Here is a 26,781-nt window from a genome sequence, read left to right as displayed (position 1 = left end):
GGGGCCGCCGGCCGGCGGCCGCTGCTATCGGTCCCCGAAGACGGTGCGGTGCCAGTCCTTCCTGGCCACCGCGGTGTTGTCGTACATGACGTGCTTGACCTGCGTGTACTCCTCGAAGGAGTACGACGACATGTCCTTGCCGAAGCCGCTGGCGCCATATCCGCCGTGCGGCATCTCGCTGATGATCGGGATGTGGTCGTTGATCCACACGCAGCCCGCCCTGAGCTCACGGGTGGCGCGGTTTGCCCGGTACAGCCCGGTGCTCCAGGCGGAGGCGGCCAGTCCGTACGGGGTGTCGTTGGCGAGGCGGATGCCCTCGTCGTCGGTGTCGAAGGGCAGCACGACCAGGACGGGGCCGAAGATCTCCGAGCTGACGATCTCGCTGTCCTGGGCGGCGCCCGTGATCAGGGTCGGCCGGTAGTAGGCGCCGTCGGCGAGTGCGCCTCCGGGAGCCTCGCCGCCGGTGACGACGGTGGCGTACGCCCGGGCCCGGTCGACGAATCCGGCGACCCGGTCGCGCTGCTGATGGCTGATCAGCGGGCCGAGGTCGGTCGCCGGGTCGAAGGGGTCACCGAGCCGCACGCTCTCCATCAGGGTGGCGACCCCGCTCACGAACGCGTCGTGGAGGGGGCGCTGGACGTAGGCGCGGGTGGCGGCCGTGCAGTCCTGGCCGGTGTTGATGAGGGCTCCGGCGACCGCTCCGTGCACCGCGGCTTCGAGATCGGCGTCGTCGAAGACGAGGAAGGGCGCCTTGCCGCCGAGTTCCAGGTGGAGGCGCTTGACGGTGGAGGTGGCGAGCGCGGCGACCCGCTTGCCGACGGCGGTGGAGCCGGTGAAGGACGTCATCACGACGTCGGGGTGGCTCACGAGGTGCTCACCCGCGTCCCGGCCGGCGCCGGAGACGATGTTGATCACGCCGTCGGGAATGCCTGCCTCCGTGGCGGCCTGCGCGAACATCAGCGAGGTCAGCGGAGTGATCTCGGCGGGCTTCAGCACGATGGTGTTGCCCGCCGCGACGGCCGGGAGGATCTTCCAGGCGGCCATCTGGAGCGGGTAGTTCCAGGGCGCGATCGAGCCGATGACGCCGAGGGCCTCACGGCGTACGTAGGAGGTGTGGTCGCCGCTGTACTCCCCGGCCGACTTCCCTTCGAGGTGGCGGGCGGCCCCCGCGAAGAAGGAGGCGTTGTCGACCGTGCCGGGGACGTCGAACTCGGTGGAGAGCTTGACCGGCTTCCCGCACTGGAGGGATTCGGCGTGGGCGAAGTCGTCCGCCTGCCCGTCGAGTACGGCGGCGAAGCGGTGCAGTGCCTCCGACCGTTCGCCCGGGGTCAGCCCGGACCAGCCGGGGAACGCGTCCCGGGCGGCGGCCACGGCGGCGTCGACGTCGTCGGTGCCCGCGAGCTCGTAGCGGAGGACCGTGCTGCCCGTCGCGGGGTCCACCACGTCCTGATGGCGTCCCGACGTTCCGGGACGCAGCCGCCCGCCGATGTACTGCGCACCCTCGGCGAAGCGGTCCCGCACCTGGAAAGTGTTGCCCATGACGTTCTCCTCCGCTGCCCCGTGACCAGGGGCGGCGTAGCTTCTTGTCGAATTGAGTGCCGATCCTGACAGAGGGGCCCTCTACCAACAAGTGATTCCGTTGTTTCCTTTTGGTTACGCGACGGAATCTGTCGACGATGTGTCTCGTGCGTACGGAAATCCCTGTACGGGCTGTCAGTGGCGGATGCCAGACTCGGCTGCCATGGGACAGGAACACATGGCCGGCCTCCTGGCGCGCGCGGCCCGCGGGGAGAGCGTGAAGTACCTGCCGTTCTGGGGGCATCGGCCCCGCGCGGACGGCAGGCTCGGGGAGAGCTGCCTCAGTCAGTGGTGGCCCGCGCCGTTCACGGTCGACGCGGTCACCTATGCCACGGCCGAGCACTGGATGATGGCCGGCAAGGCCAGGCTCTTCGGGGACGCCGAGGCCGAGGCCCTGGCCGTCTCCGCGAGCAGCCCGGCGGCGGCGAAGAAGGTGGGCCGGCTGGTCAAGGGCTTCGACGACGGGATATGGGCACGGGAGAGGTTCGCCCTCGTCGTCGAGGGCAGCGTCCACAAGTTCGGTCAGGACCCGGCACTGCGGGCGTACTTGCTGGGCACCGGTGAGCGCGTGCTCGTCGAGGCCAGTCCGATGGACCGGATATGGGGCATCGGGCTCGCCAAGGCCGATCCGCGCACCGCGGACCCGGCTTCCTGGCGAGGTCTGAATCTGCTGGGCTTCGCGCTGATGGAGGCGCGGACGCGGCTGCGCGCGGGGTGATGCGCGCGTGGCCGGGCCCCGGGGCACCTGCCTGGTCCCCGGGCCCGGCCACGGGCAGCCGTGCGCCGTCGGTCAGCGGGAGGTGCCGACGACCAGTGACGTGGCGTAGGGGTCGTCGTAGTCGTAGTCGCTGCCCGACTCGTCGTTGGCGATGGCCCAGATCAGGAATCCGAGGAAGACCGCGCTGATGGCGATCGAGACCGATCCCAGAATGATCCCGGCGAGGGCCATGCCCCCGTTGGTCGCCTCACCGCGCTTGGCGCGGCCCCGGCCGATGATCCCGAAGATCAGGGCGAGGATGCCCAGGATGATCCCCAGCCCCCACATGCAGAAGCCGACCACCGCGATGATGCCGAGGACCATCGCCGCGGTCCCCAGCCCGTTCGCGGGCGCGGGGCCCCAGGGCTGCTGGCCGGCGTAGCCGGGGTATCCCGGGTAGCCGTACGAAGCCGAGGGCGCGGCGGGTGCGGCGGGGTAGCCGTACGCCGCCGACGGTGCGGCAGGGGCGGCCGGATAGCCGTACTGCCCGGGCTCCCCCGGCCCGTTCGGCCCGACCGGCGGGGCCGGGACAGGGGGCTGCTGGGGGCCGAAGGTTCCGGCCGGCCCGGGTATGGGCCCGGTGCCCGGGTCGGCGCCCGGCATGGACGTGACCGTGGGCTGGTTGTGCACGGCGGGCGGGACGGCGTCCGCGGGCTGTTTGCCGAGCTCGACCCTGCTGTCCGGCGGAGCCCACGGATCGCGCGGCGCGCCCTCGCCCCCGGGCTGCTGTGTGTTGTCTGACATGGGCCTCCCCCATCGTGGTCCCGCCATGCTACGGCCCGGCATCCGCCCACAGGGTCCCGCCTACGATGATCGGTGCAGCCGGTACACCCGGCCCACATCAGAGATCCGGGAGTATCCGATGAACGACCTGCATCCCTTCATCGCGGGGCTGCCCAAGGCCGAGCTCCACGTCCACCACGTGGGGTCGGCCTCGCCGCGCATCGTGGCCGAACTGGCGGCCCACCACCCCGACTCCAAGGTCCCCACGGACCCGGAGGCGCTGTCGGACTTCTTCACCTTCACCGACTTCGGGCACTTCATCGACGTCTACCTCTCGGTGGTGGACCTGATCCGCACCCCCGAGGACGTCCGGCTTCTGACCTTCGAGGTCGCCAGGGACATGGCCCGGCAGAACATCCGGTACGCGGAGCTGACCGTGACCCCGTTCAGTTCGACCCGCCGGGGGATCCCGGAGCAGGGCTTCATGGAGGCCATCGAGGACGCCCGCAAGGCTGCCGAGGCCGAGCTCGGCACCGTGCTGCGCTGGTGCTTCGACATTCCGGGCGAGGCCGGCCTGGAGGCCGCGGAGGAGACGACCCGGCTCGCCGTCGACCTGCGGCCCGAGGGGCTGGTCTCCTTCGGCCTGGGCGGACCCGAGGTCGGTGTGGAGCGCCCGCAGTTCAAGCCCTACTTCGACCGCGCGATCGCCGAGGGACTGCACTCCGTCCCGCACGCCGGGGAGACCACGGGCCCGGGGACCGTCTGGGACGCGCTCACCGCGCTGCGCGCGGAGCGCATCGGCCACGGCACCAGCTCCACCCAGGACCCGGAGCTGCTGGCGCATCTCGCCGAGCACCGCATCGCCCTGGAGGTCTGCCCGACGTCGAACATCGCCACCCGGGCCGTCGCCGACATCGAGCGGCACCCGATAAGGGAGATGGTCGAGGCGGGCGTCCTCGTCACGGTGAACAGCGACGACCCGCCCATGTTCGGCACCGACCTCAACAACGAATACGGGGTGGCGGCCAGGCTGCTAGGCCTGGACGAGCGCGGAGTGGCCGATCTGGCGAAGAACGCCGTGGAGGCGTCCTTCCTCGACCCGGCCGGCAAGCGGACGCTGGCCGCCGAGATCGACACGTACACGACGAACTGGCTGGAGGCCCCCGGCCGGTGACCCCGGCCGGACACAATGGCCCCATGACCACCACTGTCACCGCCGTGGCACACCGCGGCGATCCCTATCGTGCCCGCGAGAACACGCTTCCCTCGATCCGGTCCGCCGTGGAACGGGGGGCGGACGCGGTCGAGATCGATGTCCGCGTCACCCGGGACCGGGTGCCGGTGCTGCTCCACGACTCCACGCTGGAGCGGCTGTGGGGCCATGACGTCCGCCTCGACCGGCTGGACCACCGGGAGTTGAAGGAGAGGACCGGCGGCGGGGTGCCCGCCCTGCGCGAGGCGCTGTCCGCCGCCGGGGACCGGCGGATCATGGTCGACCTGCCCGGTGCGACCGACGCCTCCGTGAAGGAGGTCGTCGGTGTGGTGCGGGAGTGCGGGGCGGAGGAGCGCGTGTACTACTGCGCGGACACGCACGCGATGCTGAAGGTGCGAGCGGCCGATCCGTCCGCCGAGATCGCGCTGACCTGGACGACGCTCGCGCCCCCGCGTGCCGTACTGCTGGAAGCGGTGCGGCCGCGCTGGCTGAACTACCGTTTCGGGCTGCTGAGCCGCGAGCTGGCCGACCGCGTCCACGCCGACGGGCTGCTGGTCTCCGCCTGGACGGCGGACACCCGGCGCACCATGCGCCGGCTGCTCTCCTTCGGGGTCGACTCCATCACCACCAACCGGATCGACTCGCTCCGGGCCCAGTTGGCGAACTCCCTTCCCTCTGGCGCTTCTTGATCGGTCCGGCATCATGGGCGGGTCCGTACCGTCCGTGATCCCAGGAGCAGACGTGACCGAGCCCGGCCGTCCCACCGCACCCTCCCGTGTACGTTCCGACATCGCCCACAACGCCCGGGTGTGGAACTACTGGCTGGGCGGCGGCGACAACTACCCCGTCGACCGCGCGGTGGGCGACCGGGTCACCGGCATGTATCCGAGCATCGGCGAAGTGGCCCGCGCGGACCGGGCGTTCCTGGGCCGGGCGGTGCGCCATCTGGCAGGTGACGCGGGGATCGGCCAGTTCCTGGACATAGGCACCGGGCTCCCGACCGCGGACAACACCCATGAGGTCGCCCAGCACACCGCGCCGGACGCACGGGTCGTCTACGTCGACAACGACCCGATCGTCCTGACGCACGCGCGCTCGTTGCTCAGCAGCTCGCCGGAGGGTGCCACCGAGTACATCGACGCGGACGCCCGGGATCCGGAGCACATCCTGCGCGCGGCCGGACAGACCCTGGACCTCCGGCGCCCGGTCGCGGTGATGATGCTGGGCATCCTCAACTTCGTCCTGGACACGGACGAGGCGCGGGACATCGTGACGAAGCTGATGGACGCCCTGCCGTCCGGCAGCCATCTGGTGCTCACCCATCCCACGCTGGAGCTGGGCGGCGAGGGCAACGAGGCCGCGATGCGCTTCTGGAACGAGAACGCCACCCCGCCGATCACGGCTCGCAGCCGTTTCGAGTTCGCCTCGTTCCTCGACGGCCTGGACATCCTGGAGCCGGGCATCGTGTCCTGCTCCCGCTGGCGGGCGGGCCACGCGGGCCGGACCCCCGAGGTCGCCCAGTTCGGCGCGGTGGGCCGGAAGCCCTGATGGTGAGACCCGTCGTACGGAGACCGGGCGCGCGATGGGTTCCGCGTGGGGCCTGGGCCACCGACATCGGCATCGTGCTGCTGGTGCAGGCCGCGGTGACCATGCCGTTCGTGGTGCCCCGCTCGGCCGGTCTGCCGCCGGCCACCTGGGCGGCGTACGGGCTGACGACGCTGACCGTGCTGCCGCTGGTGGCCCGCCGGCGTGCGCCCGTCGCCGCGTTGGTCGCGGTGCTCGCGGCGGGCGCCGCGTACAGGTTCACCGTGGACGGCCCGGGCCAGCCCCTCCCGTACACCGGGCTGGTGGCGTTCTACACGGTGGCCGAGCTGTCCCCGCCCCGGCGGCGGATGGCGGTCGCCGTACTGGTGATGACGGCGGTGTTCCCGTCGGTGGCGTGGAACACCGGCGAGGCCAGGGAGCTGCTGTTCTCCCTGTTCGTCTTCGCCGCCGCGTACGCCTTCGGACGGTTCACCCACACCCGTAAGGCGTACATCCGGGCGATGGAGGACCGGGCCCGGCAGCTGGAGGTGACCCACCGGATCGAGGCCGAACAGGCGGCCGCGCGGGAGCGGGCGAGGATCGCCCGGGAGATGCACGACATCCTCTCCCACGCGGTGAGTCTGATGATCGTGCAGGCGGAGGCCGGTCCGGTGGCCGTGCGCACGGCGCCCGACCGCGCGGAGGCGGCGTTCGACGCCATCTCGGAGACGGGCAGGGACGCGATGGTGCAGCTGCGCCGCATGCTCGGGGTGCTGCGGGAGGACGGCCCCGGAGACCTGCCTGCGCCGCGAGCCCCGCAGCCCGCGCCGGCGGAGCTCCCGGACCTGCTCGACCGGGTCCGCTCCGGCGGACCGGAGGTCACGTACACGGTGACGGGCCGGCCGCGGCCGCTGCCCCAGGACACCGAGGCCACGGTCTACCGGATCGTCCAGGAGGCACTGACGAACGTCGTCAGACACGCCCGTGCGAGCCGTGTGACGGTGGAACTGGACCACTCCCCGGCCGGGCTGACCGTCACCGTGACGGACGACGGGCGGGGCCCGGGCACCACCACCGGCCTGGGCCTGGTCGGCATCCGGGAGCGGGCCGCCGCTCACGGGGGGACGGCTCGGGCCGGGGCGGGGCCGGGCGGCCAAGGGTTCCAGGTGCTCGTGGTCCTGCCCCTCGAGCCCTCGCCGCCCCTTGTACCCTCGCCCGAGGGGGTGGGGAGTTGACGATCCGCGTGGTGGTGGCGGACGACCAGGAGCTGGTGCGCAGCGGTTTCGCCATGATCCTGGACGCTCAGCCGGACATAGAGGTGCTCGCCGAGGCGGGGGACGGCGCGCAGGCGCTCGACGCGGTGCGCGGACTGCGGCCCGACGTCGCGCTGCTGGACATCAGGATGCCCGTCATGGACGGCATCGAGGCCTGCCGGGCGATCAGCGCCCGGAGCGACTGCCGCACGGTGATGCTGACCACCTTCGACTCGGACGAGTACGTCTACGAGGCGCTGCACGCGGGCGCGAGCGGGTTCCTGCTGAAGGACGTCCGGCGGGACGATCTGGTGCACGCGGTGAGGGTGGTCGCGGCCGGGGAGTCGCTGGTCGCGCCGTCCGTGGCCCGCCGGCTGATCGCCGAGTACACCTCACGGCCGTCTCCCGGCCGCTCGCCCATGGGATCGGACCGGCTGGACGTGCTCACCGCCCGGGAGCGGGAGACTCTTCTCCACCTGGCGCGCGGGCTCTCCAACGCCGAGATCGCCGCGGCGCTGGTGGTCAGCGAGCACACGGTGAAGACCCACGTGGGCAACGTGCTGTCCAAGCTGGGCCTGAGAGACCGCATCCAGGCCGTCATCTGCGCCTACGAAACAGGGCTCGTCGCTCCCTCGCCCGAGGGAGGGGCCTCTGCCGCCTCCCCCGCTCGGGGGAGGCGGTCTCCCTCCCAGGACCCCTCGCTCGGGTGATCCGCCGGGGACTCCGGATCAACAGGATGGAGCCATCGAGCAGTTACGGACTTCATCTCTCCCGGAGGCATCCCATGAACTCCCGTGCCCGCACACTCCTGGCCGCTGCCCTGGTCCTCGGTATCGCCGCGGGGCCCGCCGCTCCGGCCGCGTTCGCGAACACCACCGCCACCGCGCCGCACGCGGGCGACGACCGCACGCGCACCGTCCCCGAGGCGGACGCCGAAGCCCTGGGCGCGGCGATCGCCGGGCTGCCCGCCGACGATGCCACCGCCGCCCTCGTGCGGGTCGGCGGCACCGACGGCAGCTGGCGTGGGAGCTCAGGCGTACACGATCTCGTCTCCAACCGCCCGGCCGACCCGGCGGGGCGCTTCCGGGCCGGGTCGGTGACCAAGGTCTTCACCGCCGCCACGGCGCTGCAGCTGGCCGGCGAGCGGAAGCTGGACCTCGACCGCACGGCCAGGCACTACCTCCCGGACCTGATCCCGGCGGCCTACGGCCGTGTGACCGTCCGGCAGCTGCTCGATCACACCAGCGGGATACCGGCCGCTCAGATGCCCGGCAAGACCCTGGAGGAGGCGTACGCCCACCGCTTCGACCCGCACACACCGCGCGGGATGGTCTCCTCGGCCATGGCGCAGGCCCCGGAGTTCGCACCCGGCCGGAGCCAGCACTACCTCAACATCAACTACACGGTGCTGGGGCTGCTCATAGAGAAGGTGACCGGCGACTCGTACGCCCATCAGGTGGGCGAGCGCATCCTGCGCCCCCTGGGCCTGCGCTCCACGTCGTTCCCCGGCACCGACCCGGGGATCCGGGGTCCGCACAACCACGGGTATCAGCTCTTCGGCACCCCGGGCGGCGGCACGGAGCTGCGGGACGTGACGGTGTGGGGTGTGACCGACGCCTGGGCGGCCGGGGACATCGTCTCGACCACGGCCGACCTGGAGCGCTTCACCCGTGCGCTGTTCACCGGGAGGGTCGTGCGTGGCCCTCTGCTGGAGGAGATGTTCACGCTGCCCGCCTCCTCGGTGCGTACGTACCTGACGGGTGCGCCCGCCCAGTACAGCGCGGGGCTGAGCGCGCTGACCCTGGGCGGGCGTGAGGTGTGGGGGAAGACGGGCGGCCGCTGGGGCTACAACACGGTGATGGCGGCCACCCGCGATCTCTCCAGAACACTGGTGTACAGCGTCAACTCCACCGACGCGAAGGGCCAGGACATGAACGCCACGGCGATGGACATCGTGGTGGCGGCCTTCGGGGCCCCGCCGGCCGGGTGAGCGTCACGCCGTCACGGCCACCGCCTCCAGGCGCTTGATCATGCGGCGGACGACGAGCAGCGGGATGATTCCGAAGACACCGAAGGACATGTCGATGACGGACCACCAGAAGGGGATGTCCCGGATCGGTCCGCAGATCAGGGCGAGCGGGATGATCCCGGCACAGGCGATCATCCCGAACTCGATGACCCAGATGTTGCGGACCGGGTCGCGGTAAGGGCCGTAGAAGGCGACCGCGATGACGAGGTGGGCGAAGGCCAGCCAGTCGGTGCCGTACAGCACGAAGGGATAGTTCGCGTCCGCCTCGTCGAGACCGGTCCTGACCCGGGTGATCCACTCCATCAGGGCCGGGAAGTGCTCGGGGACAGGAGAGGCGGACGACGCCAACAGGTCCTCGGCCCAGTGGAGTTCGGTGACCAGCGGGAAGGCGGTCAGCCCGCTGAGCACCAGACAGACGATGAAGACGACCAACCACACGCGTATGCGCCGCAAGAGGGCTCGCTCGCTCATGCCGGCAGCGTACGCCCATCATGAACACGTTCAAAAGTCGGGCCCGGTGCGCTTCGCGGGTGCTCAGAGGCCGACGATGGAGTTCCACTTCTTCGCGTACCCGGTGCGCTCCTCGGAGGTGATGTCACGGGCGATGGCCAGACGTTCGCGCATGGCGTCGTCGGGGAAGATCAGGGGGTCCTCGGCGAGCGCGGCAGTCTCCTCGTCCTTGGCGGAGGCGAGGATGTCGCGGGCGGCCGGAACCGGGCAGACGTAGTTGACCCAGGTGGCCAGTTCGGCGGCCACCTCCGGCTCGTAGTAGTGGTCGACGAGCTTCTCCGCATTGCGCTTGTGGGCCGCGAGGTTGGGGATCATGAGCGACTCCGACCAGAGCTCGGCGCCTTCGGCGGGCACCACGAACTCGATGCCCGGGTTGTCGGCCTGGAGCTGGATGACGTCACCGGAGTAGGCCTGGCAGGCGAGCACATCCCCGTTGGCCAGGTCCTTGATGTAGTCGTTGCCGGTGAAGTGGCGGATGTGGCGGGACCTCACACGCTTCTCCACCTGCTCGCACATCCGGTGGAAGTCGTCGGCGGTCCAGCGGGTGATGTCTGCCCCGTCGCCCTGCATCAGCAGCGCGAACGCCTCGTCGAGCCCGGACAGCAGCGTCACCCTGCCGCGCAGGTCGTCCGCCCAGAGCTCGCTCGTGTGCCGGATCTCCCGGCCGAGCTTCGCGCGGTTGTAGGCGATGCCGGTGATCCCGGACTGCCAGGGGACGCTGTGCAGCCGGCCGTCGTCGAAGGCGGGCGAACGCAGCTGCGGGTCCAGGTACCTGGCGACATGGGGCTGCCGCGCCCGGTCCATCTTCTGCACCCACCCGAGCCGTACGAACCGGGCGGCCATCCAGTCGCTGATGACCACGAGGTCCCGGCCCGTGGGCCGGTGGTTCATCAGCGCCGGGCTGATCTTCCCGAAGAACTCGTCGTTGTCGTTGATCTCCTCGGTGTACGTGACGGAGATCCCGGTCCGGCGCGAGAACGCGTCGAGCGTGGGCCGCTTCGACTCGTCCTCGTCGTCGGTGTCGATGTAGAGGGGCCAGTTGGCGAAGTGCAGCGAGTGGTCGCTGTCCGAGCGGTCGGGGCCCGACCGGTCACCGGGCTCCACATAGGCGGCGGGGACTCCGCAGCCGGTCAGAGCGGCGCCGGCCGCACCCGTGCCGAGGGTGCGGAGCAGGGAACGACGGGACATGAGGTGGTCCGGAATCGAGCGCACCCGCGCAGGATGCCGTTCGCCGGCCACGGCGGACAATGGACCAACCGTCCAGCGCGGGCCGCCGTGCCCGCACACCATGTCCATGACGGGCGACGGCGGGGCGGCGTCCGTCATGGACATGGACGGCCCCGGGCAAGAGGTCGCGGACACGTGGACGGCCCCGGGCAAGAGGTCGCGGGCACGTGGACGGCCCCGGGCGGGGAGCCCGGGGCCGTGGTCACCGCCGTAAGCGGGTCAGTCGTCGAGCGACGTCATGACGTGCTTGATCCGGGTGTAGTCCTCAAAGCCGTAGGCGGAGAGGTCCTTGCCGTAGCCGGACTTCTTGAATCCGCCGTGCGGCATCTCGGCGACGAGCGGGATGTGGGTGTTGATCCACACGCAACCGAAGTCGAGCTTCTTGGACATCCGCATCGCGCGGGAGTGGTCCTTGGTCCACACCGAGGAGGCCAGGGCGTATTCCACACCGTTGGCGTACTCGACGGCCTGGGCCTCGTCCGTGAACGACTGGACGGTGATGACGGGGCCGAAGACCTCGTGCTGGACGATCTCGTCGTCCTGCCGGAGACCGGAGACGACGGTCGGGGCGTAGAAGTAGCCCTTGTCGCCGACCCGGTGACCGCCCGCTTCCACCTTGGCGTGCGCGGGGAGCCGCTCGATGAACCCGCTGACCTGCGCCAGCTGGTTGGCGTTGTTGAGCGGGCCGTACAGCACGTCCTCGTCGTCCGGCAGGCCGGTCTTCGTGTCGGCCGCCGCCTTGGCGAGGGCGGTGACGAACTCGTCGTGGATGGACTCGTGGACCATGACGCGGGTCGCGGCCGTGCAGTCCTGGCCGGCGTTGAAGTATCCGGCCTCGGCGATGCCGGCGACGGCCTTGGCGAGATCGGTGTCCTCGAACACGACGACGGGAGCCTTGCCGCCGAGCTCCAGGTGGACCCGCTTGACGTCCTTGGCCGCGGACTCGGCGACCTGCATGCCGGCCCGCACCGAGCCGGTGATGGAGGCCATCGCCGGGGTCGGGTGCTCCACCATCAGCCGGCCGGTCTCGCGGTCACCGCAGATGACGTTGAAAACGCCCTTGGGCAGGATCTGCCCGATGATCTCGGCGATCAGCAGGGTCGACGCCGGGGTGGTGTCGGACGGCTTGATGACGACGGTGTTCCCCGCGGCGAGCGCCGGGGCGAACTTCCACACGGCCATCATCAGCGGGTAGTTCCACGGTGCGACCTGGGCGCAGACGCCCACGGGCTCGCGGCGGACGATGGAGGTGAGGCCCTCCATGTACTCGCCGGCCGAACGGCCTTCGAGCAGCCGGGCGGCACCCGCGAAGAAGCGGATCTGGTCGACCGCCGGCGGGATCTCCTCCGTGCGGGTGAGCCCCAGCGGCTTGCCGGTGTTTTCGGACTCCGCGGCGATCAGGTCCTCGGCCCGCTCCTCGAAGGCGTCCGCGATCTTCAGCAGTGCCTTCTGGCGCTCGGCGGGCGTCACATCGCGCCAGGCGGGGAACGCGGCGGCCGCCGCGGCCATGGCGGCATCGACGTCGGCCTGCCCGGAGAGCGGCGAGGTCGCGTAGACCTCTTCCGTCACCGGGTTGACCACGTCGATGGTCCGCCCGTCCGCGGCGTCCCGGAACTCTCCGTCGATGTAGTTGCGCAGACGGCGCACCTCGGTGGTCACAACCACCCCTCCTGTCGGCTGTCCGATGGGTGAGACTCCCACCCTAGACCGTCGGGTGACGCTTTCGACATACCCACCCGCCGTGAACTTCGGATTCAGTGAGATTGAGAGTCCCAGACAACGAATTTCATCGATTCGGGCTTGCCAGACAGACGAGGCCCGGTGCAGAGTGGGGGTGTGGCCAGTCGCAGCGCAGACTCCAGGACCGGGAACGGATCGGCACCAGCGGTCGATGCCGTCTCCCTCGCAATCATCGAGCAGCTCCAGGAGGACGGACGCCGGCCGTACGCCGCCATCGGCAAGGCCGTCGGCCTCTCCGAAGCCGCCGTGCGCCAGCGCGTCCAGAAGCTGCTGGACCAGGGCGTGATGCAGATCGTCGCCGTCACGGACCCGCTCACCGTGGGTCTGCGGCGTCAGGCGATGGTCGGCATCAACGTCGAGGGTGACCTCGACCCAGTGGCCGAGGCCCTGTCGGCCATGGCCGAGTGCGAGTACGTGGTGATGACCGCGGGCTCCTTCGACCTCATGGTGGAGATCGTCTGCGAGGACGACGACCACCTGCTGGAGACGATCAACAAACGCATCCGGGCCATTCCCGGTGTGCGCTCCACCGAGAGCTTCGTCTACCTCAAGCTCAAGAAGCAGACCTATATGTGGGGAACCCGATAGCCGTGAGCAAGGACCTCAGCCGAACCGCGTACGACCACCTGTGGATGCACTTCACCCGCATGTCGGACTACGAGAACGCGCCCGTTCCCACCATCGTGCGTGGCGAGGGCACCTACATCTACGACGACAAGGGCAAGCGCTACCTCGACGGTCTCTCCGGCCTGTTCGTCGTCAACGCCGGACACGGCCGTCACGAGCTCGCCGAGACGGCGTACAAGCAGGCGCAGGAGCTGGCCTTCTTCCCGGTGTGGTCGTACGCCCACCCCAAGGCGGTCGAGCTCGCCGAGCGGCTCGCGGACTACGCCCCGGGCGACCTCAACAAGGTCTTCTTCACCACCGGCGGCGGCGAGGCCGTGGAGACGGCCTGGAAGCTGGCCAAGCAGTACTTCAAGCTCAAGGGCAAGCCGACCAAGTACAAGGTCATCTCGCGTGCGGTCGCCTACCACGGCACCCCGCAGGGCGCCCTCTCCATCACCGGACTGCCCGCGCTCAAGGCACCGTTCGAGCCGCTGGTCCCCGGTGCGCACAAGGTGCCGAACACCAACATCTACCGCGCGCCGCTCTTCGGTGACGACCCGGAGGCCTTCGGCCGCTGGGCCGCCGACCAGATCGAGCAGGAGATCCTGTTCGAGGGCCCGGACACCGTCGCCGCGGTCTTCCTGGAGCCCGTCCAGAACGCCGGCGGCTGCTTCCCGCCGCCGCCCGGCTACTTCCAGCGCGTCCGTGAGATCTGCGACCGGCACGACGTGCTGCTCGTCTCCGACGAGGTCATCTGCGCCTTCGGCCGCCTCGGCACGATGTTCGCCTGCGACAAGTTCGGCTACGTGCCGGACATGATCACCTGCGCCAAGGGCATGACCTCGGGCTACTCCCCCATCGGCGCCTGCATCATCTCCGACCGGCTGGCCGAGCCGTTCTACGAGGGCGACAACACCTTCCTGCACGGCTACACCTTCGGCGGCCACCCGGTCTCCGCCGCGGTCGGGCTCGCCAACCTCGACATCTTCGAGCGCGAGGGCCTCAACCAGCACGTCCTGGACAACGAGAACGCGTTCCTGACGACGCTGCAGAAGCTGCACGACCTGCCGATCGTCGGCGACGTCCGCGGCAACGGCTTCTTCTACGGCATCGAGCTGGTGAAGGACAAGGCCACCAAGGAGACGTTCACCGACGAGGAGACCGAGCGCGTCCTGTACGGCTTCCTCTCCAAGGCGCTGTACGAGAACGGCCTCTACTGCCGGGCCGACGACCGTGGCGACCCGGTCGTCCAGCTCGCTCCTCCGCTGATCTCGGACCAGTCGACCTTCGACGAGATCGAGGGCATTCTGCGCGGTGTCCTGACGGAGGCCTGGACGAAGCTCTGACCGACTGACAACGGCTGCCCCGCCCAGGGTTTCGGCAGCCGTCCCATACGGACCACACGGCCCGGATGCACCCGTTCGAGTGGGAAGGGAGCATCCGGGCCGCGTACTGTCCCGACACCTCGCTCCGGCTGCCTAGCGTGCCGAGTGACCGATCGGCTTTTTTCTCGTTGTATTCGTCCCCCCGTACCCGGGGACAGGAAATCTGATCCGAACCGAGGTGTACGCCATGGTGGCCCCGCCCGACAACGACGTGATCTGGGCACGTTCCCTGCACCACTCCCACAACGGATCACCGGGCCTCGGTGGTGTCTCCCTCGGTGTCCGCGACGGTGAGGTCCTCGCCGTGTCCGGACCTCGTGGGTGCGGGAAGTCGACACTGCTGCACTGCCTCTCCGGACAGCTGGTGCCCGAGCAGGGCGAGGTCTGGTTCAACAGCGTGCCCGTCCACACCATGGGCCCCCGGCTGCGCGAGCGGCTCCGCCGGGAGAGATTCGGCTGGATCGGGGCCGAGCCGCAGCTCGTGCCCGAGCTCAGCACCTGGGAGAACGCCGCCCTGCCGCTGCTGCTGCGGGGCGTCTCGCACCGGGCGGCGAAGAAGGCCGCCACGGAGTGGCTGGAGCGCCTGGACATCGGGCCGCTCGCCAAGAAGAGGCCGCACACCCTGCTCCAGTCGCAGCGTCAGCGGATCTCCGTGGCCCGTGCGCTGGCCGGGTCGCCGTCCGTGATCTTCGCGGACGAGCCGACCGCGACGCTGCACCACGCCGAGCGCACCCAGCTCCTGCGCACCCTCACCACGGCGGCGCGGTCCCACGGGATCACCGTCGTGCTCGCCACCCACGACGGGGAGGTCGCCGGGCTCGCCGACCGCGTGGTCGGCCTGCTGGACGGCCGCCGCGTCACCACCGTCTCCCTGCCCGCCGCGTCCGATACGGAAGGCCGCTCGGCGTGCTCGCTCTCCGTCTGACCCGTGGCTCGCACCCCCTGGTCCTGATGCGGCGGCTGCTCCTCGCCGCCGCGTCGGCGGGCGTGGGCTTCCTGCTCCTGTGCACCCTGGGGTACGCCTCCGGGCACCCGGCGAACGCGTCGAGCTCCGTGCTGCGGCTGCTGTGGTGCGCCGTTCCGCTCGCGGCGACCGTCCAGTTCGCTGTGGCGGTCGCGCGTACGGATCCGAGCACCCGCCCGCGGCCCGGGCTCTTCGCCGCGGGCCTCGGACCGGCGCGGCTGGCCCTGCTGGCCGCGATCTCGACGGCGGTGTCCACCACGCTGGGCTCGGTGGTGGCGCTGCTCTTCTTCCTGCACCTGCGCGGCGATCTGACCGGCCTGCCGTTCGACGGCGGCGCGGCGGAGTTCCTGGGCGCGGGCACCCCGCTGCCCCTCGCCGCGGCTCTCACGCTGCTGGCCCTCGTGCCGCTGGCCTCGTCGGCGGCCGGCGGGCTCGCGCTGCGCTCCAGGCCGGTCGCTCCGTCCGACGCCCAGGAGGCCGAGGAGGACCTCGCGCCCGCCCCGGTCCCGAAGGGGCTGCCGTGGGGGGTCGCGCTCACCGCGGCCGGCCTCGCGGTCGAGGCGTACGCGAGCCGGGGCTCGGCGGGCAGCCCGTTCCCGCTGCCGGGCCGGCTCGACTCCACCCCGGCCGCCGTGCTCGCGGGCTGGATCCTCACCGCGATCGGGCTGGCCATGGCGGGGCCCGGTCTCACCCATCTCTGCGGGCGGATGCTCCAGGCGGTGCGCCCGGGAGCCGTACGGCTGCTGGCGGGCCGGGTCCTGATGGACGAGGCGTGCCGGATCGGCCGCCCGCTGGGAATCGTCTGCGCGGTGCTGTCCGGGGTGATCGCGGCCTCCGTGCTCTACACCGACGGACCCCGTCCCTTCGGCCCGCTCACCGCGCTCGGCGCCGTACTCGTCATCGGCTGCACCATGGCGACCCTGCTGACGACCGCGCTCGAGGCCAGGCAGGCCCGTGCCCGTACGGCCAGGACCTTGCTGCGGCTCGGCGCCCCGGCCTCCTCGCTCCGCACGGCCGCCGCTCTGCGGGCGCTGGTGCTGCTGGCCGTCTTCGCCCCGCTGACCTGGGCGATCGCGGAGCTTGCGGCACTTCCTCTGACGGAGTGACCGCAGCCGCCGGGGCGGTACGTAGCATGGCGGCGTGGAGAATCCGGACGAGAACACGTACGCACCCGGCGTCGAGATAGAGACGCTCACCGCATTCGACCTGGCGGTCACGGCCGGAACCCTGGCCGGCCACCGCGTCCAGTCCGTCGACCTGACGGACCGGAGCGGCGCACTGCTCGCGACCGGCACCCGGGGCGCGGTCTTCCTCGGCTGCCGCATGGAGCCGCGCGCCGAGGCGAAGGTACGCGCGGACGGGGCCTTCGTGTTCCCGCCGGTGCCCGGCCTCCCCTTCGACCCGTACCGCGGGCTGCTCTACACCCCCGACGCCCTGTACGAGGGCCTGTCGGAGGGCGGTTACTCCGCGACCCCCGACGCGCGGGCGTATGCCTGGTTCCAGCTGACCAAGGCGAACGGCGACGTGTTCGCCTCGATGCTGCGGGCGCTCCACGACGACGCGGTCTCCGACGCGCTGGACGAACACCTCGTCGGAGCCCGGGTGGTGGGCGTGATGGGCGGCCACGCGATGGCCCGCGGTTCGCAGGAGTACCGAGGCGCCGCCCGGCTCGGCAGGGACCTGGCGCGCAGCGGTCTGACCGTGGCGACGGGCGGCGGTCCGGGCGCCATGGAGGCGGCCAACCTCGGGGCGTACGCGGCTCCGCACTCCGACGCCATGCTGGTCAAGGCCTGCGAACTCCTGGCCGCGGCACCGTCGTTCAGCCCTTCGGTCACCGACTGGGCCAGGGCGGCCTTCGCCGTACGGGAGCGCTGGCCCGACGGTGGGTCCTCGGTCGCGATCCCCACGTGGTTCTACGGCCACGAACCGCCGAACGCCTTCGCGGACCACATCGCCAAGTACTTCGCGAACGCGGTGCGCGAGGACGGGCTGCTGGCTCGCTCGACCGCGGGTGTGATCTTCCTGCCGGGAGCCGCCGGGACGGTGCAGGAGATCTTCGACAACGCGACGCCGAACTACTACGAGTCGCGTTCCGCGCCCACGCCGATGGTCCTGGTCGACCGCGCGCACTGGACGGAGAAGCTGCCCGCCTGGCCGCTGCTGAGCGCGCTCGCGGCGGGCCGTGCGATGGAGTCGCGTATCGCGCTCGTCGACACGGTGGAGGAGGCGGCCGGGGCGCTCGCCCGGCTGACGGGCTGACCCGCTCCGGGGGGCTTTACCGGCGGCGAGCCGCGGGCGCGCTCCTGTCCTGGTGATCCTGACGTGCGAGCGGGGTCCGGTGGTCGCACGCCGGGAGAACCACCGGCGCCGGAGGGCGTGAGCGCCGGGCCCGGGCGCCCTACGCCTCCGGGGCCTCCGGGTCCTCCGGGTCCTCCGGGTCCTCCGGGGGAAGGACCACCGTCTCCGCCGGGTCGAAGGTCACGCCCACGGTGGCCCCCTCCTCGGGGGTGTCCCGTAGAGCGCACTCCGCCTCCAGGGGCGGCCCGTCGTCGGGGCGCAGGATGACGGTGACGTGGTGGCCGCGGAAGGTGCGTACGCCCACCGTGCAGCGCAGGCCTTCCTTGGAGTCGCCTATCCGGACGCCGCCCGGCCGCACGAGCAGTTCGCACTCGCCCTGCGGCGAGTCCTCGGGCACCGGGACCTTGCCCCAGACGGTGTCGGCGGCCGTGCCCGTGACCGTGGCGTGCACCACGTTGTCGAAACCGAGGAAGCGGGCGACGAACGCCGACGCGGGCTGCTGCCAGACCTCCAGCGGGGTGCCCGCCTGGGCGATCCGGCCGTCCCGCATGACCACGACCCGGTCGGCGAGCGCGAAGGCCTCGCCCTGGTCGTGGGTGACGGCGAGCACCGTCGTGCCCAGCCGGCCGAAGAGGGTGCGCAGTTCGACGACGAGCCGTTCGCGCAGGCTCCGGTCCAGCTGGCCCAGCGGTTCGTCCAGCATCAGCAGCTTCGGGCGGGGCGCCAGGGCCCGGGCGAGTGCCACCCGCTGCTGTTCGCCTCCGGACAGGGCGGCGACGGCCCGCCGCCCGGCTCCGGGCAGGCCGACCAGGTCCAGGAGTTCACCGGTCCTGCGGTCGCGCTCCGGGCGGGTGACACCGTGCATCCGCAGGCCGAACGCGACGTTGGCGCCGACGTCCCGGTGCGGGAAGAGCTGGTGGTCCTGGAACATCAGGCCGAGCCCGCGGCGGTGCACCGGCAGCCGTGCCTGGTCCGCGCCGTCCAGGAACACCCGCCCGCCGTCGAGGGGCTGGAGCCCGGCCACGGCCCGCAGCAGCGTCGACTTGCCGCTGCCGCTCGGGCCCAGCACGCAGACGATCTCGTGGTCCGCGACCTCCAGGTCCACCGCGTCCAGCGCGGTCCTCTTCCCGAACCGGACGGTGGCCGACTCCACTGTCAGCATCTCTAGAACTCCCCGGATCGGTCGGTACGGATACGTTCGAGCAGGAGCAGCGACACCGCGCAGACCAGCATCAGAATCGTGCTGAGGGCCATCGCCTGGCCGTAGTTGAGCTCACCCGAGCGCCCCAGCAGTCTGGCGACGGCGACCGGCAGGGTGGGGTTGTCGGGGCGCGCGATGAACACGGTCGCACCGAACTCACCGAGCGACACGGCGAAGGCGAAGCCTGCGGCCACCAGCACCGCCCGCCGCACCAGCGGCAGGTCGACCTCCCGCCAGGCCCGCAGCGGTGACGCGCCGAGCACCGCCGCGGCCTCCCGCAGCCGGTCGTCCACCGCGCGCAGGACGGGCAGCATGGTCCGTACGACGAAGGGGACGCCCACCAGCGCCTGGGCGAGCGGCACGAGGATCCAGGACGTACGCAGATCCAGCGGCGGCTTGTCGAGCGTGATCAGGAAGCCGAACCCGACGGTGACGGCGGACACTCCGAGCGGCAGCATCAGCAGGGCGTCGAAGCCGCGCACCAGCCGGCCGGCGCGCCGCGTCAGGGCGGCGGCCGCGAGGCCGCCGACGACGAGGGCGATGAGGGTCGCGACCAGTGCGTAACGCAGGGAGTTCCCGATGGCGTCGAGCGGCGGGACCAGGAAGGTGGAGCCGCTCGCGTCGGCCGACTGCAACGCGCGGTAGAAGCCGAGGCCGTGGCCGCCCGAGCTGTCCAGGGAGCGTTCCACCAGTACGCCGAGCGGCACCACGATCAGCAGCAGGACGGTCAGCAGTACCCCGCCGAGCAGCGCCCACTGCCCTGCTCCGTGCGGGCGGCGGGAGGTCTGGGTTGGATCGACGAGCTTCAGCGCGGTCTCCCGGCGCCGCACGGTCCACGCGTGGACGGCGAGGATCCCGCCGACCGCGGCGAACTGCACCAGGGTCAGCACGGCGGCCGTCGGCAGGTCGAGCAGTTGGGCGGTCTGCCGGTAGATCTCCACCTCCAGCGTGGAGTAGGCCGGACCGCCGAGGATCTGGACGACGCCGAAGGAGGTGAAGGTGAAGAGGAAGACCATCAGAGCCGCCGCGGCCACGGCCGGGGCGAGCGCGGGCAGGGTCACACGCCGCCAGGCGGCGAGGCGGCCGGCCCCGAGCACCCGGGCGGCCTCCTCCTGACGGGGGTCGAGCTGGGACCACAGGCCGCCGACGGTCCGTACGACGACCGCGTAGTTGAAGAACACATGGGCGAGCAGGATCGCCCACACGGTCGTGTCGAGGCGGACCCCCCATAGTTCGTCGAGGAACCCGCCGCGCCCCAGCAGCGCCAGGAACGCCGTGCCCACGACGACGGTCGGCAGGACGAACGGCACGGTCACGACGGCACGCAGCAGCTGCTTCCCGGGGAAGTCGAAGCGGGCGAAGACGTAGGCGCCGGGCAGTGCGATCAGCAGGGTGAGCGCGGTCGAGGCGAGCGCCTGCCAGGTCGTGAACCAGAGGACGTCGAGGATGTCCGCCCGGCTCAGTACCGCGCCGATCCGGCCGAACTGCCAGTCTCCGTCCGTCTTCAGGCCCCGGCCGACGATGGCGACGACCGGGTAGGCGAAGAACAGCGCGAAGAACGCGACGGGCACGGCCATGAGACCGAGCCGCACCGCGTTCCCCCTCCACGGGGACCGCGCGACTACTTCACGACGAGCGAGGACCACGACTGGACCCACTGCTCACGGTTCTTGGCGATCTTCTCCGGGGCGACGGTCGCAGGCTTGTCGACGGTGGCCCCGAACTTCGTGAAGAGCTCCGGCAGCTTCGCGTCCTTCACCACCGGGTTCACGAACATGTTCAGCGGCATGTCCTCCTGGAACCGCTTGCTGATCAGGAAGTCCAGGAGCGCCTTGCCACCCGCCTCGTTCTTCGCACCGTCCAGCAGTCCGGCGAACTCGATCTGCCGGAAGCAGGTGCCGGCGGCGACGCCGGTCGGGGCCTCGCTGGGCCGCGGATCGGCGTACAGCACCTCGACGGGCGGGCTGGAGGCGTACGAGACGACGAGCGGCCGGTCGGCCTTGGCCTTCTTGCCGCCCGCGGAGCCGGAGAACTCCTCGTTGTAGGCCTGCTCCCAGCCGTCGACGACCTTGACGCCGTTGCTCTTCAGCTTCTTCCAGTAGTCCTGGTAGCCGCTCTCGCCCTGACTGGCGACGGTACCGAGGAGGAAGCCGAGGCCGGGGGACGAGGTCGCGGCGTTCTCGGTGACGAGGAGGTTCTTGTACGCGGGCTTCAGCAGGTCGTCGAAGGAGTTCGGCGGGTCGAGCTTCTTGTCGGCGAAGTACTTCTTGTCGTAGTTGACGCAGATGTCGCCGGTGTCGATGGGCGTGACCCGGTGCTTGTCCGCGTCGAGCTGGGTGTCGGCCGCGACACGGTCCAGGCCCTTCGCCTCGTACGGCGTGAACAGGCCGTTGTCCAGAGCACGGGAGAGCAGGGTGTTGTCGGCGCCGAAGAACACGTCGCCGCGCGGGGAGCCCTTGGTCAGGATCTCCTGGTTGAGCGCTGCCCCGGCGTCACCGCTCTTCAGCACCTTGACCTTGTAACCGGTCTCCTTGGTGAACGCCTTCAGGACGGCGTCCGAGGCGTTGAACGAGTCGTGGCTGACGAGGGTGACGGTCTTCGAACCGGCTCCGGTGTCCCCGGAAGACTTGTCGTCGGAGCCCCCGCAGCCCGCGAGCGCGGTGACGCCGAGCGCGGCGGCGAGCGCGGTCGCCGCGTACTTCGTCGTGGTGTTCATGGTGATGTCCTCCTGGAGGTGACCAGGAAGAGACGCGGCCCTGCCCGCTCGGCGAGCGGGCAGGGCGCAACAGCTTGAGTAAGGTCCGAACTTCCTACCCGGAATGACCCGGGCGAGGTTCAGAGGGTCTGCGGCCGACCTGTCCTCGGTGCCGCACTCTCAGCGCTGTGGCGCTCCCCTGTCGGAATATGAAGTTGATTTCCCGGCCAGGCTACACCGGCCGGATCACGCCGGACCGGCCGGATCACGCCGGACCGGCCGGATCACGCCGGACCGGCCGGATCACGCCGGACCGGCCGGATCCCGCCCGTGCGCGGGACCGCCTCAGCGCTCGGACGCCGCCAGCTGCCCGCAGGCGCCGTCGATCTCCTGACCGCGGGTGTCCCGGACGGTGACCGGCACCCCGTGGGCGGCGATCGCCTCGACGAACGCCTTCTCGTCCTCGGGTCGCGAGGCGGTCCACTTGGACCCCGGCGTCGGGTTGAGCGGGATGAGGTTGACGTGCACCCGCTTGCCCTTGAGCAGCCGGCCCAGCCGGTCGCCCCGCCAGGCCTGGTCGTTGATGTCGCGGATGAGCGCGTACTCGATGGAGATGCGGCGTCCCGACTTCTCCGCGTACTCCCACGCGGCGTCCAGGACCTCAGCGACCTTCCAGCGGGTGTTCACGGGGACGAGGGTGTCGCGCAGCTCGTCGTCCGGCGCGTGCAGCGAGACCGCGAGGCGGCACTTGAAGCCCTCGTCGGCGAAGCGGAGCATCGCCGGCACCAGACCCACCGTGGACACGGTGATCCCGCGCTGCGACAGCCCGAGGCCGTCCGGCTCCGGGTCGGTCAGCCGGCGGATCGCGCCCACCACACGCTTGTAGTTGGCCAGCGGCTCGCCCATGCCCATGAAGACGATGTTGGACAGCCGCGCAGGCCCGCCCGGGACCTCCCCGTCGCGCAGGGCCCGCATGCCGTCCACGATCTGGTGCACGATCTCGGCGGTCGACAGATTGCGGTCGAGCCCCGCCTGCCCGGTGGCGCAGAACGGGCAGTTCATCCCGCAGCCGGCCTGTGACGAGATGCACATGGTCACCCGGTCCGGGTAGCGCATGAGGACGGACTCGACGAGCGTGCCGTCGTGCAGCTTCCAGAGCGTCTTGCGGGTGGTGTCGTCATCGCAGCTGATGTGGCGCATCACCGACATCAGGTCGGGGAACATCGCCTCGGCGAGCTTCTCCCGCGACGCGGCCGGGATGTTGGTCCACTCCGCCGGGTCGTGCGCGTACCGCGTGAAGTAGTGCTGCGACAGCTGCTTGGCACGGAAGGGCTTCTCGCCGGTCGCGGCGACTGCTTCCTTGCGCTCGTCGGGGGTGAGGTCGGCGAGGTGCCGCGGCGGCCGCTTGGCTCCACGGGGCGCGACGAAAGTGAGTTCTCCGGGCTTAGGCATGGTTCTTCCAGTGTCGCAGACACGCCGAGGTACTCATGGCCGCCGGAGGACGTGCGGTACGCCGGGGGCCGGCACGGCCCGCGTCAGCCGTGGTCCTGCAGGGCGGACCTCATGTGACGGTGGTGCTCCAGAGCACGGCGGCGCATCCAGAAGACCCAGGAGCAGAACACGGCCACCCCGACGACGAAGATCAGCGGGAGGGCCAATGAGCCGGTGACGATTCCGAGCGCGAGCATGCCGGCCGCGATCAGGCCCATGCAGGCCAGCCAGTACGGAAGCCATCGGCCGCCCCGCTCCATCTTGCCCAGCTGCTCGGCGACCAGTTTCTGCATGGTCGCCCGCTTCTCGGGGTCGCTCGGCACCTCGCGGTGCCGGATCTGGCGGTTGAGCTCGGCGATCCCGCGGGGGTCGACGCCGGCCGCACGGCCGCTCCTGCGGCGCTGGGCAGCCATGATGCCGATGACGACGGCGGTGAAGACCGCTGTCTGGATCACCCACCAGCCGAGGTGCCCGTCCCGGCGGAACAGGGCGTTCGCCCCCACGCCGAGGACGAAGATCAGCACCGCTTGCGCGGCGAGACTACGGTCGAGCCAGAGCTTCAACGCACGCACGGCATGTCCTCCCCGGGGCGACGGGACACCCTCTGTCATCCCTCGGGTACCCCGCCCGGCCCGGTCCACCGCCGCCACCTGAGCGGCCGGCCCGCACGGGTCATGGATCCGCTCTGCGGGAGTGCGCGCGCCTCGGTCCGGGCCCCGTCAGCGGCCCGGCTGCGGGAGCCTGACCACCGCGGTGGTGGTACGGGTGTCGCTCGCCGTGCACGCGGGTGTCCCGCACGGAGTGCGGGCACACGACGCCCCGGCTCCGCAGGACCGGCTGGAAGCTTCCCCGACGTCGTTGAGAACGCACGGACGGGGCCCGTCGTCCGGTGGACGGCGGGCCCCGCTGAAGAGCTACTCAGGAAGTCGGCGCTCCGCTCAGCCGGAGCCGACGAACAGCACCAGCAGCAGCCATACGACCGGGGCGCTCGGCAGCAGCGAGTCGAGCCGGTCCATGATGCCGCCGTGACCGGGCAGCAGCGTGCCCATGTCCTTGATCCCCAGGTCCCGCTTGATCATGGACTCGCCGAGGTCCCCCAGCGTGGCGCTGGCGGCGACGGCGAGGCCCATCAGCAGTCCCTGCCACCAGCTCCCGCCGTCGATGAGGAACTCCATGCACAGGGCGCCGGCCACCATCGCGAAGGCGACCGCGCCGAACAGGCCCTCGCGGGTCTTCCCGGGGCTGATACGGGGAGCCAGCTTGTGCGTGCCGAAGCGCCAGCCGACGGCGTACGCGCCGGTGTCACTGACCACGGTCAGCAGGAGGAAGGTCAGCACACGCCAGGCACCGTCGTCCGCGGTGAGCATCATCGCGACGAACGTCGCCAGGAACGGCACGTAGAACACCGCGAAGACGCCCGCAGTGACGTCCTTGAGGTACCCCTCAGGCGGCTCCGTCATCCGCCACACGAGCACCGCGAGGGCGGTGAGCGCCATCGCGACCCAGGCGCCCTCCGCCTCCCGCACATAGCCGGCGACCACCATCGCGGCGCCGCCGACGGCGAGCGGCACGAGCGGGGCGTTGATGCCCTTGCGCTCCTTGAGGCGGGACGTGAGCTCCCAGAGACCGACCACCACCGCCAGCACGACCACGCCGACGAAGACCGCCTTGACGATGAACAGGGAGCCGATGACGAGGGCACCGAGACCGACACCGACACCTATGGCGGCGCGCAGATCACGCCCCGCCCGCTTCTTGGGCGGCGGCGGGGACGGCAGCGGGGTGGACATGGGCTCCTGCGGCTTCTCGTCACGGAACAGGGGGCCGCTGACGCGCGCGGCGTCCCCGTTCCGGTCGTCGCGGTCGTCAGCGTCTCTACCTGCGTCGGGAACGTCCGGCACGATGGGCATGGGCCGAGTCTGCTGGGCACCGTGCACATCGTATGCAGGACCCGCCGGAGCGCCCCCCATCTCGGGCGCGCTCCGGTAGCCGGCTCCCTGCGGGGCGCCCCAGGAAGAGTCGTTCATCAGACTTCGAGCAGCTCGGCTTCCTTGTGCTTGAGCAGCTCGTCCACCTGCGCGACGTACTTCGCGGTGGTGTCGTCGAGCTCCTTCTCCGCGCGGCGGACCTCGTCCTCGCCGGACTCCTTGTCCTTGACGAGCTTGTCGAGCGACTCCTTGGCCTTGCGGCGGATGGAGCGGATCGAGATCTTGGAGTCCTCGGCCTTGGTCTTGGCGACCTTGATGTACTCCTTGCGGCGGTCCTGCGTGAGCTCGGGGAACGTCACGCGGATGATGTTGCCGTCGTTGCTCGGGTTGACGCCGAGGTCGGAGTCGCGGATCGCCTGCTCGATGTTGCGCAGCGCGGTCTTGTCGAACGGGGTCACCACGGCCATCCGCGGTTCGGGAACCGAGAACGAGGCGAGCTGGTTGATCGGGGTCAGCGCGCCGTAGTAGTCGGCGACGATCTTGTTGAACATCGCCGGGTGCGCGCGGCCGGTCCGGATCGCGGCGAAGTCCTCTTTCGCGACCACGACGGCCTTCTCCATCTTCTCCTCGGCCTCGAGGAGGATTTCTTCGATCACCACGTGCTCCTGCGTGTCTTGAGCGGAACCGGCATCGCCGGGTCCTGCGGATCCTGCGTCGCGTCCTCACCTGCACGGTGTCCGACCGGCAGGCCGTTGTCCATCTTCTGGGCCGTCAGGCCCGGGTGCTCCGGTCGCTCACCAGCGTGCCGATCTTCTCACCCTTCACCGCGCGGGCGATATTGCCCTCCGTGGTCAGCTCGAAGACGAGGATCGGGAGCTGGTTGTCACGGCAGAGAGTGATGGCGGTGGCGTCGGCGACCTTGAGGTCCCGGGCGATCACCTCGCCGTACTCCAGGGCGTCGAACTTCACCGCGTCGGGGTTGGCCTTCGGGTCGGAGTCGTAGACCCCGTCCACACCGTTCTTCCCCATCAGCAGCGCTTCGGCGTCGATCTCCAGGGCGCGCTGTGCGGCGGTCGTGTCGGTGGAGAAGTACGGCATGCCCATGCCTGCGCCGAAGATCACGACGCGGCCCTTCTCCATGTGCCGCACGGCACGGAGCGGGATGTACGGCTCCGCGACCTGGCCCATGGTGATGGCGGTCTGGACGCGCGAGTCGATGCCTTCCTTCTCCAGGAAGTCCTGCAGCGCCAGGCAGTTCATGACGGTGCCGAGCATGCCCATGTAGTCGGACCGCGCCCGGTCCATGCCGCGCTGCTGGAGCTCGGCGCCACGGAAGAAGTTGCCGCCGCCGATGACGACCGCGATCTCCGCTCCGTCGCGTACGACCGCGGCGATCTCGCGGGCGATGGCGTGCACGACGTCGGGGTCGACTCCGAGTCCTCCGCCACCGGCGAAGGCCTCGCCGGACAGCTTCAGCATGAAGCGGCCGGAAATCGCGTCGTCGCGCTTGTGGTCACCCTGTGTGGCGTCCGCGCCCTTGTTCATGGAGATTCTCCTCGTGCACATACGAAGAAGGCCATTGCCGGTGGGTCTGTTGTCCCTCAGCGGCAATGGCCTCCTCGTCAGATCTGCGGTCGTCCGGCTGAGTGCGGCCGTCGA

General features: G+C 70.8%; 25 protein-coding genes and 1 riboswitch. Of the genes, 12 read left to right on the top strand and 13 right to left on the bottom strand.

What is annotated here, in order from left to right:
• Positions 1-24: 24 nt before the first annotated feature.
• On the bottom strand, positions 25-1,539 hold the full coding sequence (locus ACIP63_RS14085; RefSeq protein WP_401514836.1) for a gamma-aminobutyraldehyde dehydrogenase: 1,515 nt from the start codon (positions 1,537-1,539) through the stop codon (positions 25-27).
• Between the two features lie 217 nt (positions 1,540-1,756).
• Here ACIP63_RS14085 and ACIP63_RS14080 point away from each other — a divergent pair, with 217 nt between their 5' ends.
• Positions 1,757-2,296, top strand: coding sequence for an NADAR family protein (locus ACIP63_RS14080; RefSeq protein WP_401515142.1), 540 nt, complete (start codon positions 1,757-1,759; stop codon positions 2,294-2,296).
• A gap of 72 nt (positions 2,297-2,368) precedes the next feature.
• On the opposite strand, the gene ACIP63_RS14075 is transcribed toward ACIP63_RS14080, so the two are convergent.
• The gene (locus ACIP63_RS14075) at positions 2,369-3,079 is read right to left on the bottom strand and encodes a DUF4190 domain-containing protein (RefSeq protein ID WP_401514834.1); all 711 of its coding nucleotides are present in this window, start codon (positions 3,077-3,079) and stop codon (positions 2,369-2,371) included.
• A gap of 118 nt (positions 3,080-3,197) precedes the next feature.
• Here ACIP63_RS14075 and ACIP63_RS14070 point away from each other — a divergent pair, with 118 nt between their 5' ends.
• From ACIP63_RS14070 to ACIP63_RS14045, 6 genes are all read left to right on the top strand, one after another.
• Positions 3,198-4,232: an adenosine deaminase gene (locus tag ACIP63_RS14070; RefSeq protein ID WP_401514831.1), complete on the top strand. Its 1,035-nt coding sequence runs from the start codon at positions 3,198-3,200 to the stop codon at positions 4,230-4,232.
• 23 nt (positions 4,233-4,255) lie between these two features.
• Positions 4,256-4,960, top strand: coding sequence for a glycerophosphodiester phosphodiesterase (locus ACIP63_RS14065; protein ID WP_401514830.1), 705 nt, complete (start codon positions 4,256-4,258; stop codon positions 4,958-4,960).
• Positions 4,961-5,012: 52 nt separating this feature from the next.
• Positions 5,013-5,819, top strand: a complete 807-nt coding sequence (locus ACIP63_RS14060) for an SAM-dependent methyltransferase (RefSeq protein WP_401514828.1) — start codon at positions 5,013-5,015, stop codon at positions 5,817-5,819.
• Positions 5,819-7,030: a sensor histidine kinase gene (locus ACIP63_RS14055; protein ID WP_401514825.1), complete on the top strand. Its 1,212-nt coding sequence runs from the start codon at positions 5,819-5,821 to the stop codon at positions 7,028-7,030. The genes ACIP63_RS14060 and ACIP63_RS14055 overlap by 1 nt, the downstream gene beginning before the upstream one ends.
• A complete protein-coding gene (locus tag ACIP63_RS14050) occupies positions 7,027-7,758 on the top strand; it encodes a response regulator (protein ID WP_401514822.1) in 732 nt (243 codons plus the stop codon). Before ACIP63_RS14055 ends, ACIP63_RS14050 begins: the two co-directional genes overlap by 4 nt.
• Positions 7,759-7,832: 74 nt before the next feature.
• Positions 7,833-9,038, top strand: a complete 1,206-nt coding sequence (locus tag ACIP63_RS14045; RefSeq protein ID WP_401514820.1) for a serine hydrolase domain-containing protein — start codon at positions 7,833-7,835, stop codon at positions 9,036-9,038.
• Between the two features lie 3 nt (positions 9,039-9,041).
• Here ACIP63_RS14045 and ACIP63_RS14040 read toward each other — a convergent pair whose 3' ends face one another.
• From ACIP63_RS14040 to ACIP63_RS14030, 3 genes are all read right to left on the bottom strand, one after another.
• The gene (locus ACIP63_RS14040; RefSeq protein WP_401514817.1) at positions 9,042-9,548 is read right to left on the bottom strand and encodes a hypothetical protein; all 507 of its coding nucleotides are present in this window, start codon (positions 9,546-9,548) and stop codon (positions 9,042-9,044) included.
• A 63-nt stretch (positions 9,549-9,611) separates the two neighbouring features.
• Positions 9,612-10,775, bottom strand: a complete 1,164-nt coding sequence (locus tag ACIP63_RS14035; protein ID WP_401514814.1) for a PotD/PotF family extracellular solute-binding protein — start codon at positions 10,773-10,775, stop codon at positions 9,612-9,614.
• A gap of 258 nt (positions 10,776-11,033) precedes the next feature.
• Positions 11,034-12,473, bottom strand: coding sequence for a gamma-aminobutyraldehyde dehydrogenase (locus ACIP63_RS14030; protein WP_401514812.1), 1,440 nt, complete (start codon positions 12,471-12,473; stop codon positions 11,034-11,036).
• 177 nt (positions 12,474-12,650) lie between these two features.
• On the opposite strand from ACIP63_RS14030, the gene ACIP63_RS14025 reads away from it, so the two are divergent.
• The 5 genes from ACIP63_RS14025 (at position 12,651) to ACIP63_RS14005 (ending at position 17,768) form a co-directional block, all read left to right on the top strand.
• A complete protein-coding gene (locus ACIP63_RS14025; RefSeq protein ID WP_187355837.1) occupies positions 12,651-13,142 on the top strand; it encodes an Lrp/AsnC family transcriptional regulator in 492 nt (163 codons plus the stop codon).
• A complete protein-coding gene (locus ACIP63_RS14020; protein ID WP_401514808.1) occupies positions 13,127-14,506 on the top strand; it encodes an aspartate aminotransferase family protein in 1,380 nt (459 codons plus the stop codon). The genes ACIP63_RS14025 and ACIP63_RS14020 overlap by 16 nt, the downstream gene beginning before the upstream one ends.
• Before the next feature lie 226 nt (positions 14,507-14,732).
• Positions 14,733-15,470, top strand: coding sequence for an ABC transporter ATP-binding protein (locus ACIP63_RS14015; protein ID WP_401514806.1), 738 nt, complete (start codon positions 14,733-14,735; stop codon positions 15,468-15,470).
• Positions 15,452-16,615 carry a hypothetical protein gene (locus tag ACIP63_RS14010; protein ID WP_401514804.1) on the top strand — a complete coding sequence of 388 codons (1,164 nt, stop codon included), beginning with the start codon at positions 15,452-15,454 and terminating at the stop codon, positions 16,613-16,615. The genes ACIP63_RS14015 and ACIP63_RS14010 overlap by 19 nt, the downstream gene beginning before the upstream one ends.
• Before the next feature lie 34 nt (positions 16,616-16,649).
• Positions 16,650-17,768 carry an LOG family protein gene (locus ACIP63_RS14005; protein ID WP_401514801.1) on the top strand — a complete coding sequence of 373 codons (1,119 nt, stop codon included), beginning with the start codon at positions 16,650-16,652 and terminating at the stop codon, positions 17,766-17,768.
• A gap of 139 nt (positions 17,769-17,907) precedes the next feature.
• Here ACIP63_RS14005 and ACIP63_RS14000 read toward each other — a convergent pair whose 3' ends face one another.
• The 8 genes from ACIP63_RS14000 to pyrH form a co-directional block, all read right to left on the bottom strand.
• On the bottom strand, positions 17,908-18,969 hold the full coding sequence (locus ACIP63_RS14000; protein ID WP_401514798.1) for an ABC transporter ATP-binding protein: 1,062 nt from the start codon (positions 18,967-18,969) through the stop codon (positions 17,908-17,910).
• 2 nt (positions 18,970-18,971) lie between these two features.
• Positions 18,972-20,585 (bottom strand): ABC transporter permease, encoded by a 1,614-nt coding sequence (locus ACIP63_RS13995; protein ID WP_401515139.1) that lies wholly within the window; start codon positions 20,583-20,585, stop codon positions 18,972-18,974.
• A gap of 44 nt (positions 20,586-20,629) precedes the next feature.
• Positions 20,630-21,724 carry a thiamine ABC transporter substrate binding subunit gene (locus ACIP63_RS13990; protein ID WP_401514795.1) on the bottom strand — a complete coding sequence of 365 codons (1,095 nt, stop codon included), beginning with the start codon at positions 21,722-21,724 and terminating at the stop codon, positions 20,630-20,632.
• 73 nt (positions 21,725-21,797) lie between these two features.
• Positions 21,798-21,914: riboswitch (TPP riboswitch) on the bottom strand.
• Positions 21,915-22,048: 134 nt separating this feature from the next.
• Positions 22,049-23,155, bottom strand: a complete 1,107-nt coding sequence (gene rlmN, locus ACIP63_RS13985) for a 23S rRNA (adenine(2503)-C(2))-methyltransferase RlmN (RefSeq protein WP_401514792.1) — start codon at positions 23,153-23,155, stop codon at positions 22,049-22,051.
• Between the two features lie 83 nt (positions 23,156-23,238).
• Positions 23,239-23,766 (bottom strand): hypothetical protein, encoded by a 528-nt coding sequence (locus tag ACIP63_RS13980; protein WP_401514790.1) that lies wholly within the window; start codon positions 23,764-23,766, stop codon positions 23,239-23,241.
• A gap of 366 nt (positions 23,767-24,132) precedes the next feature.
• Entirely contained in the window at positions 24,133-25,221 is a 1,089-nt protein-coding gene (locus ACIP63_RS13975; protein ID WP_393763930.1) for a phosphatidate cytidylyltransferase, read from the bottom strand.
• A complete protein-coding gene (frr, locus tag ACIP63_RS13970; RefSeq protein WP_031100531.1) occupies positions 25,221-25,778 on the bottom strand; it encodes a ribosome recycling factor in 558 nt (185 codons plus the stop codon). Before frr ends, ACIP63_RS13975 begins: the two co-directional genes overlap by 1 nt.
• Positions 25,779-25,893: 115 nt before the next feature.
• Positions 25,894-26,667 carry a UMP kinase gene (gene pyrH / locus ACIP63_RS13965; RefSeq protein WP_104789442.1) on the bottom strand — a complete coding sequence of 258 codons (774 nt, stop codon included), beginning with the start codon at positions 26,665-26,667 and terminating at the stop codon, positions 25,894-25,896.
• Positions 26,668-26,781 lie beyond the last annotated feature (114 nt).

This window comes from Streptomyces sp. NPDC088746, assembly GCF_044751065.1.
Taxonomy (GTDB): domain Bacteria; phylum Actinomycetota; class Actinomycetes; order Streptomycetales; family Streptomycetaceae; genus Streptomyces.
Note: the sequence above shows the minus strand (reverse complement) of the source record. Positions and strands in the feature narration are given on the sequence as shown.

Bases quoted from the DNA above. Each gene is read 5' to 3' on its own strand.
- ACIP63_RS14085 (WP_401514836.1), bottom strand. From the start codon at position 1,539: ATGGGCAACACTTTCCAGGTGCGGGACCGCTTCGCCGAGGGTGCGCAG.
- ACIP63_RS14080 (WP_401515142.1), top strand. From the start codon at position 1,757: ATGGCCGGCCTCCTGGCGCGCGCGGCCCGCGGGGAGAGCGTGAAGTAC.
- ACIP63_RS14075 (WP_401514834.1), bottom strand. From the start codon at position 3,079: ATGTCAGACAACACACAGCAGCCCGGGGGCGAGGGCGCGCCGCGCGAT.
- ACIP63_RS14070 (WP_401514831.1), top strand. From the start codon at position 3,198: ATGAACGACCTGCATCCCTTCATCGCGGGGCTGCCCAAGGCCGAGCTC.
- ACIP63_RS14065 (WP_401514830.1), top strand. From the start codon at position 4,256: ATGACCACCACTGTCACCGCCGTGGCACACCGCGGCGATCCCTATCGT.
- ACIP63_RS14055 (WP_401514825.1), top strand. From the start codon at position 5,819: ATGGTGAGACCCGTCGTACGGAGACCGGGCGCGCGATGGGTTCCGCGT.
- ACIP63_RS14045 (WP_401514820.1), top strand. From the start codon at position 7,833: ATGAACTCCCGTGCCCGCACACTCCTGGCCGCTGCCCTGGTCCTCGGT.
- ACIP63_RS14040 (WP_401514817.1), bottom strand. From the start codon at position 9,548: ATGAGCGAGCGAGCCCTCTTGCGGCGCATACGCGTGTGGTTGGTCGTC.
- ACIP63_RS14035 (WP_401514814.1), bottom strand. From the start codon at position 10,775: ATGTCCCGTCGTTCCCTGCTCCGCACCCTCGGCACGGGTGCGGCCGGC.
- ACIP63_RS14015 (WP_401514806.1), top strand. From the start codon at position 14,733: ATGGTGGCCCCGCCCGACAACGACGTGATCTGGGCACGTTCCCTGCAC.
- ACIP63_RS14000 (WP_401514798.1), bottom strand. From the start codon at position 18,969: ATGCTGACAGTGGAGTCGGCCACCGTCCGGTTCGGGAAGAGGACCGCG.
- ACIP63_RS13995 (WP_401515139.1), bottom strand. From the start codon at position 20,585: ATGGCCGTGCCCGTCGCGTTCTTCGCGCTGTTCTTCGCCTACCCGGTC.
- ACIP63_RS13990 (WP_401514795.1), bottom strand. From the start codon at position 21,724: ATGAACACCACGACGAAGTACGCGGCGACCGCGCTCGCCGCCGCGCTC.
- rlmN (WP_401514792.1), bottom strand. From the start codon at position 23,155: ATGCCTAAGCCCGGAGAACTCACTTTCGTCGCGCCCCGTGGAGCCAAG.
- ACIP63_RS13975 (WP_393763930.1), bottom strand. From the start codon at position 25,221: ATGAACGACTCTTCCTGGGGCGCCCCGCAGGGAGCCGGCTACCGGAGC.
- pyrH (WP_104789442.1), bottom strand. From the start codon at position 26,667: ATGAACAAGGGCGCGGACGCCACACAGGGTGACCACAAGCGCGACGAC.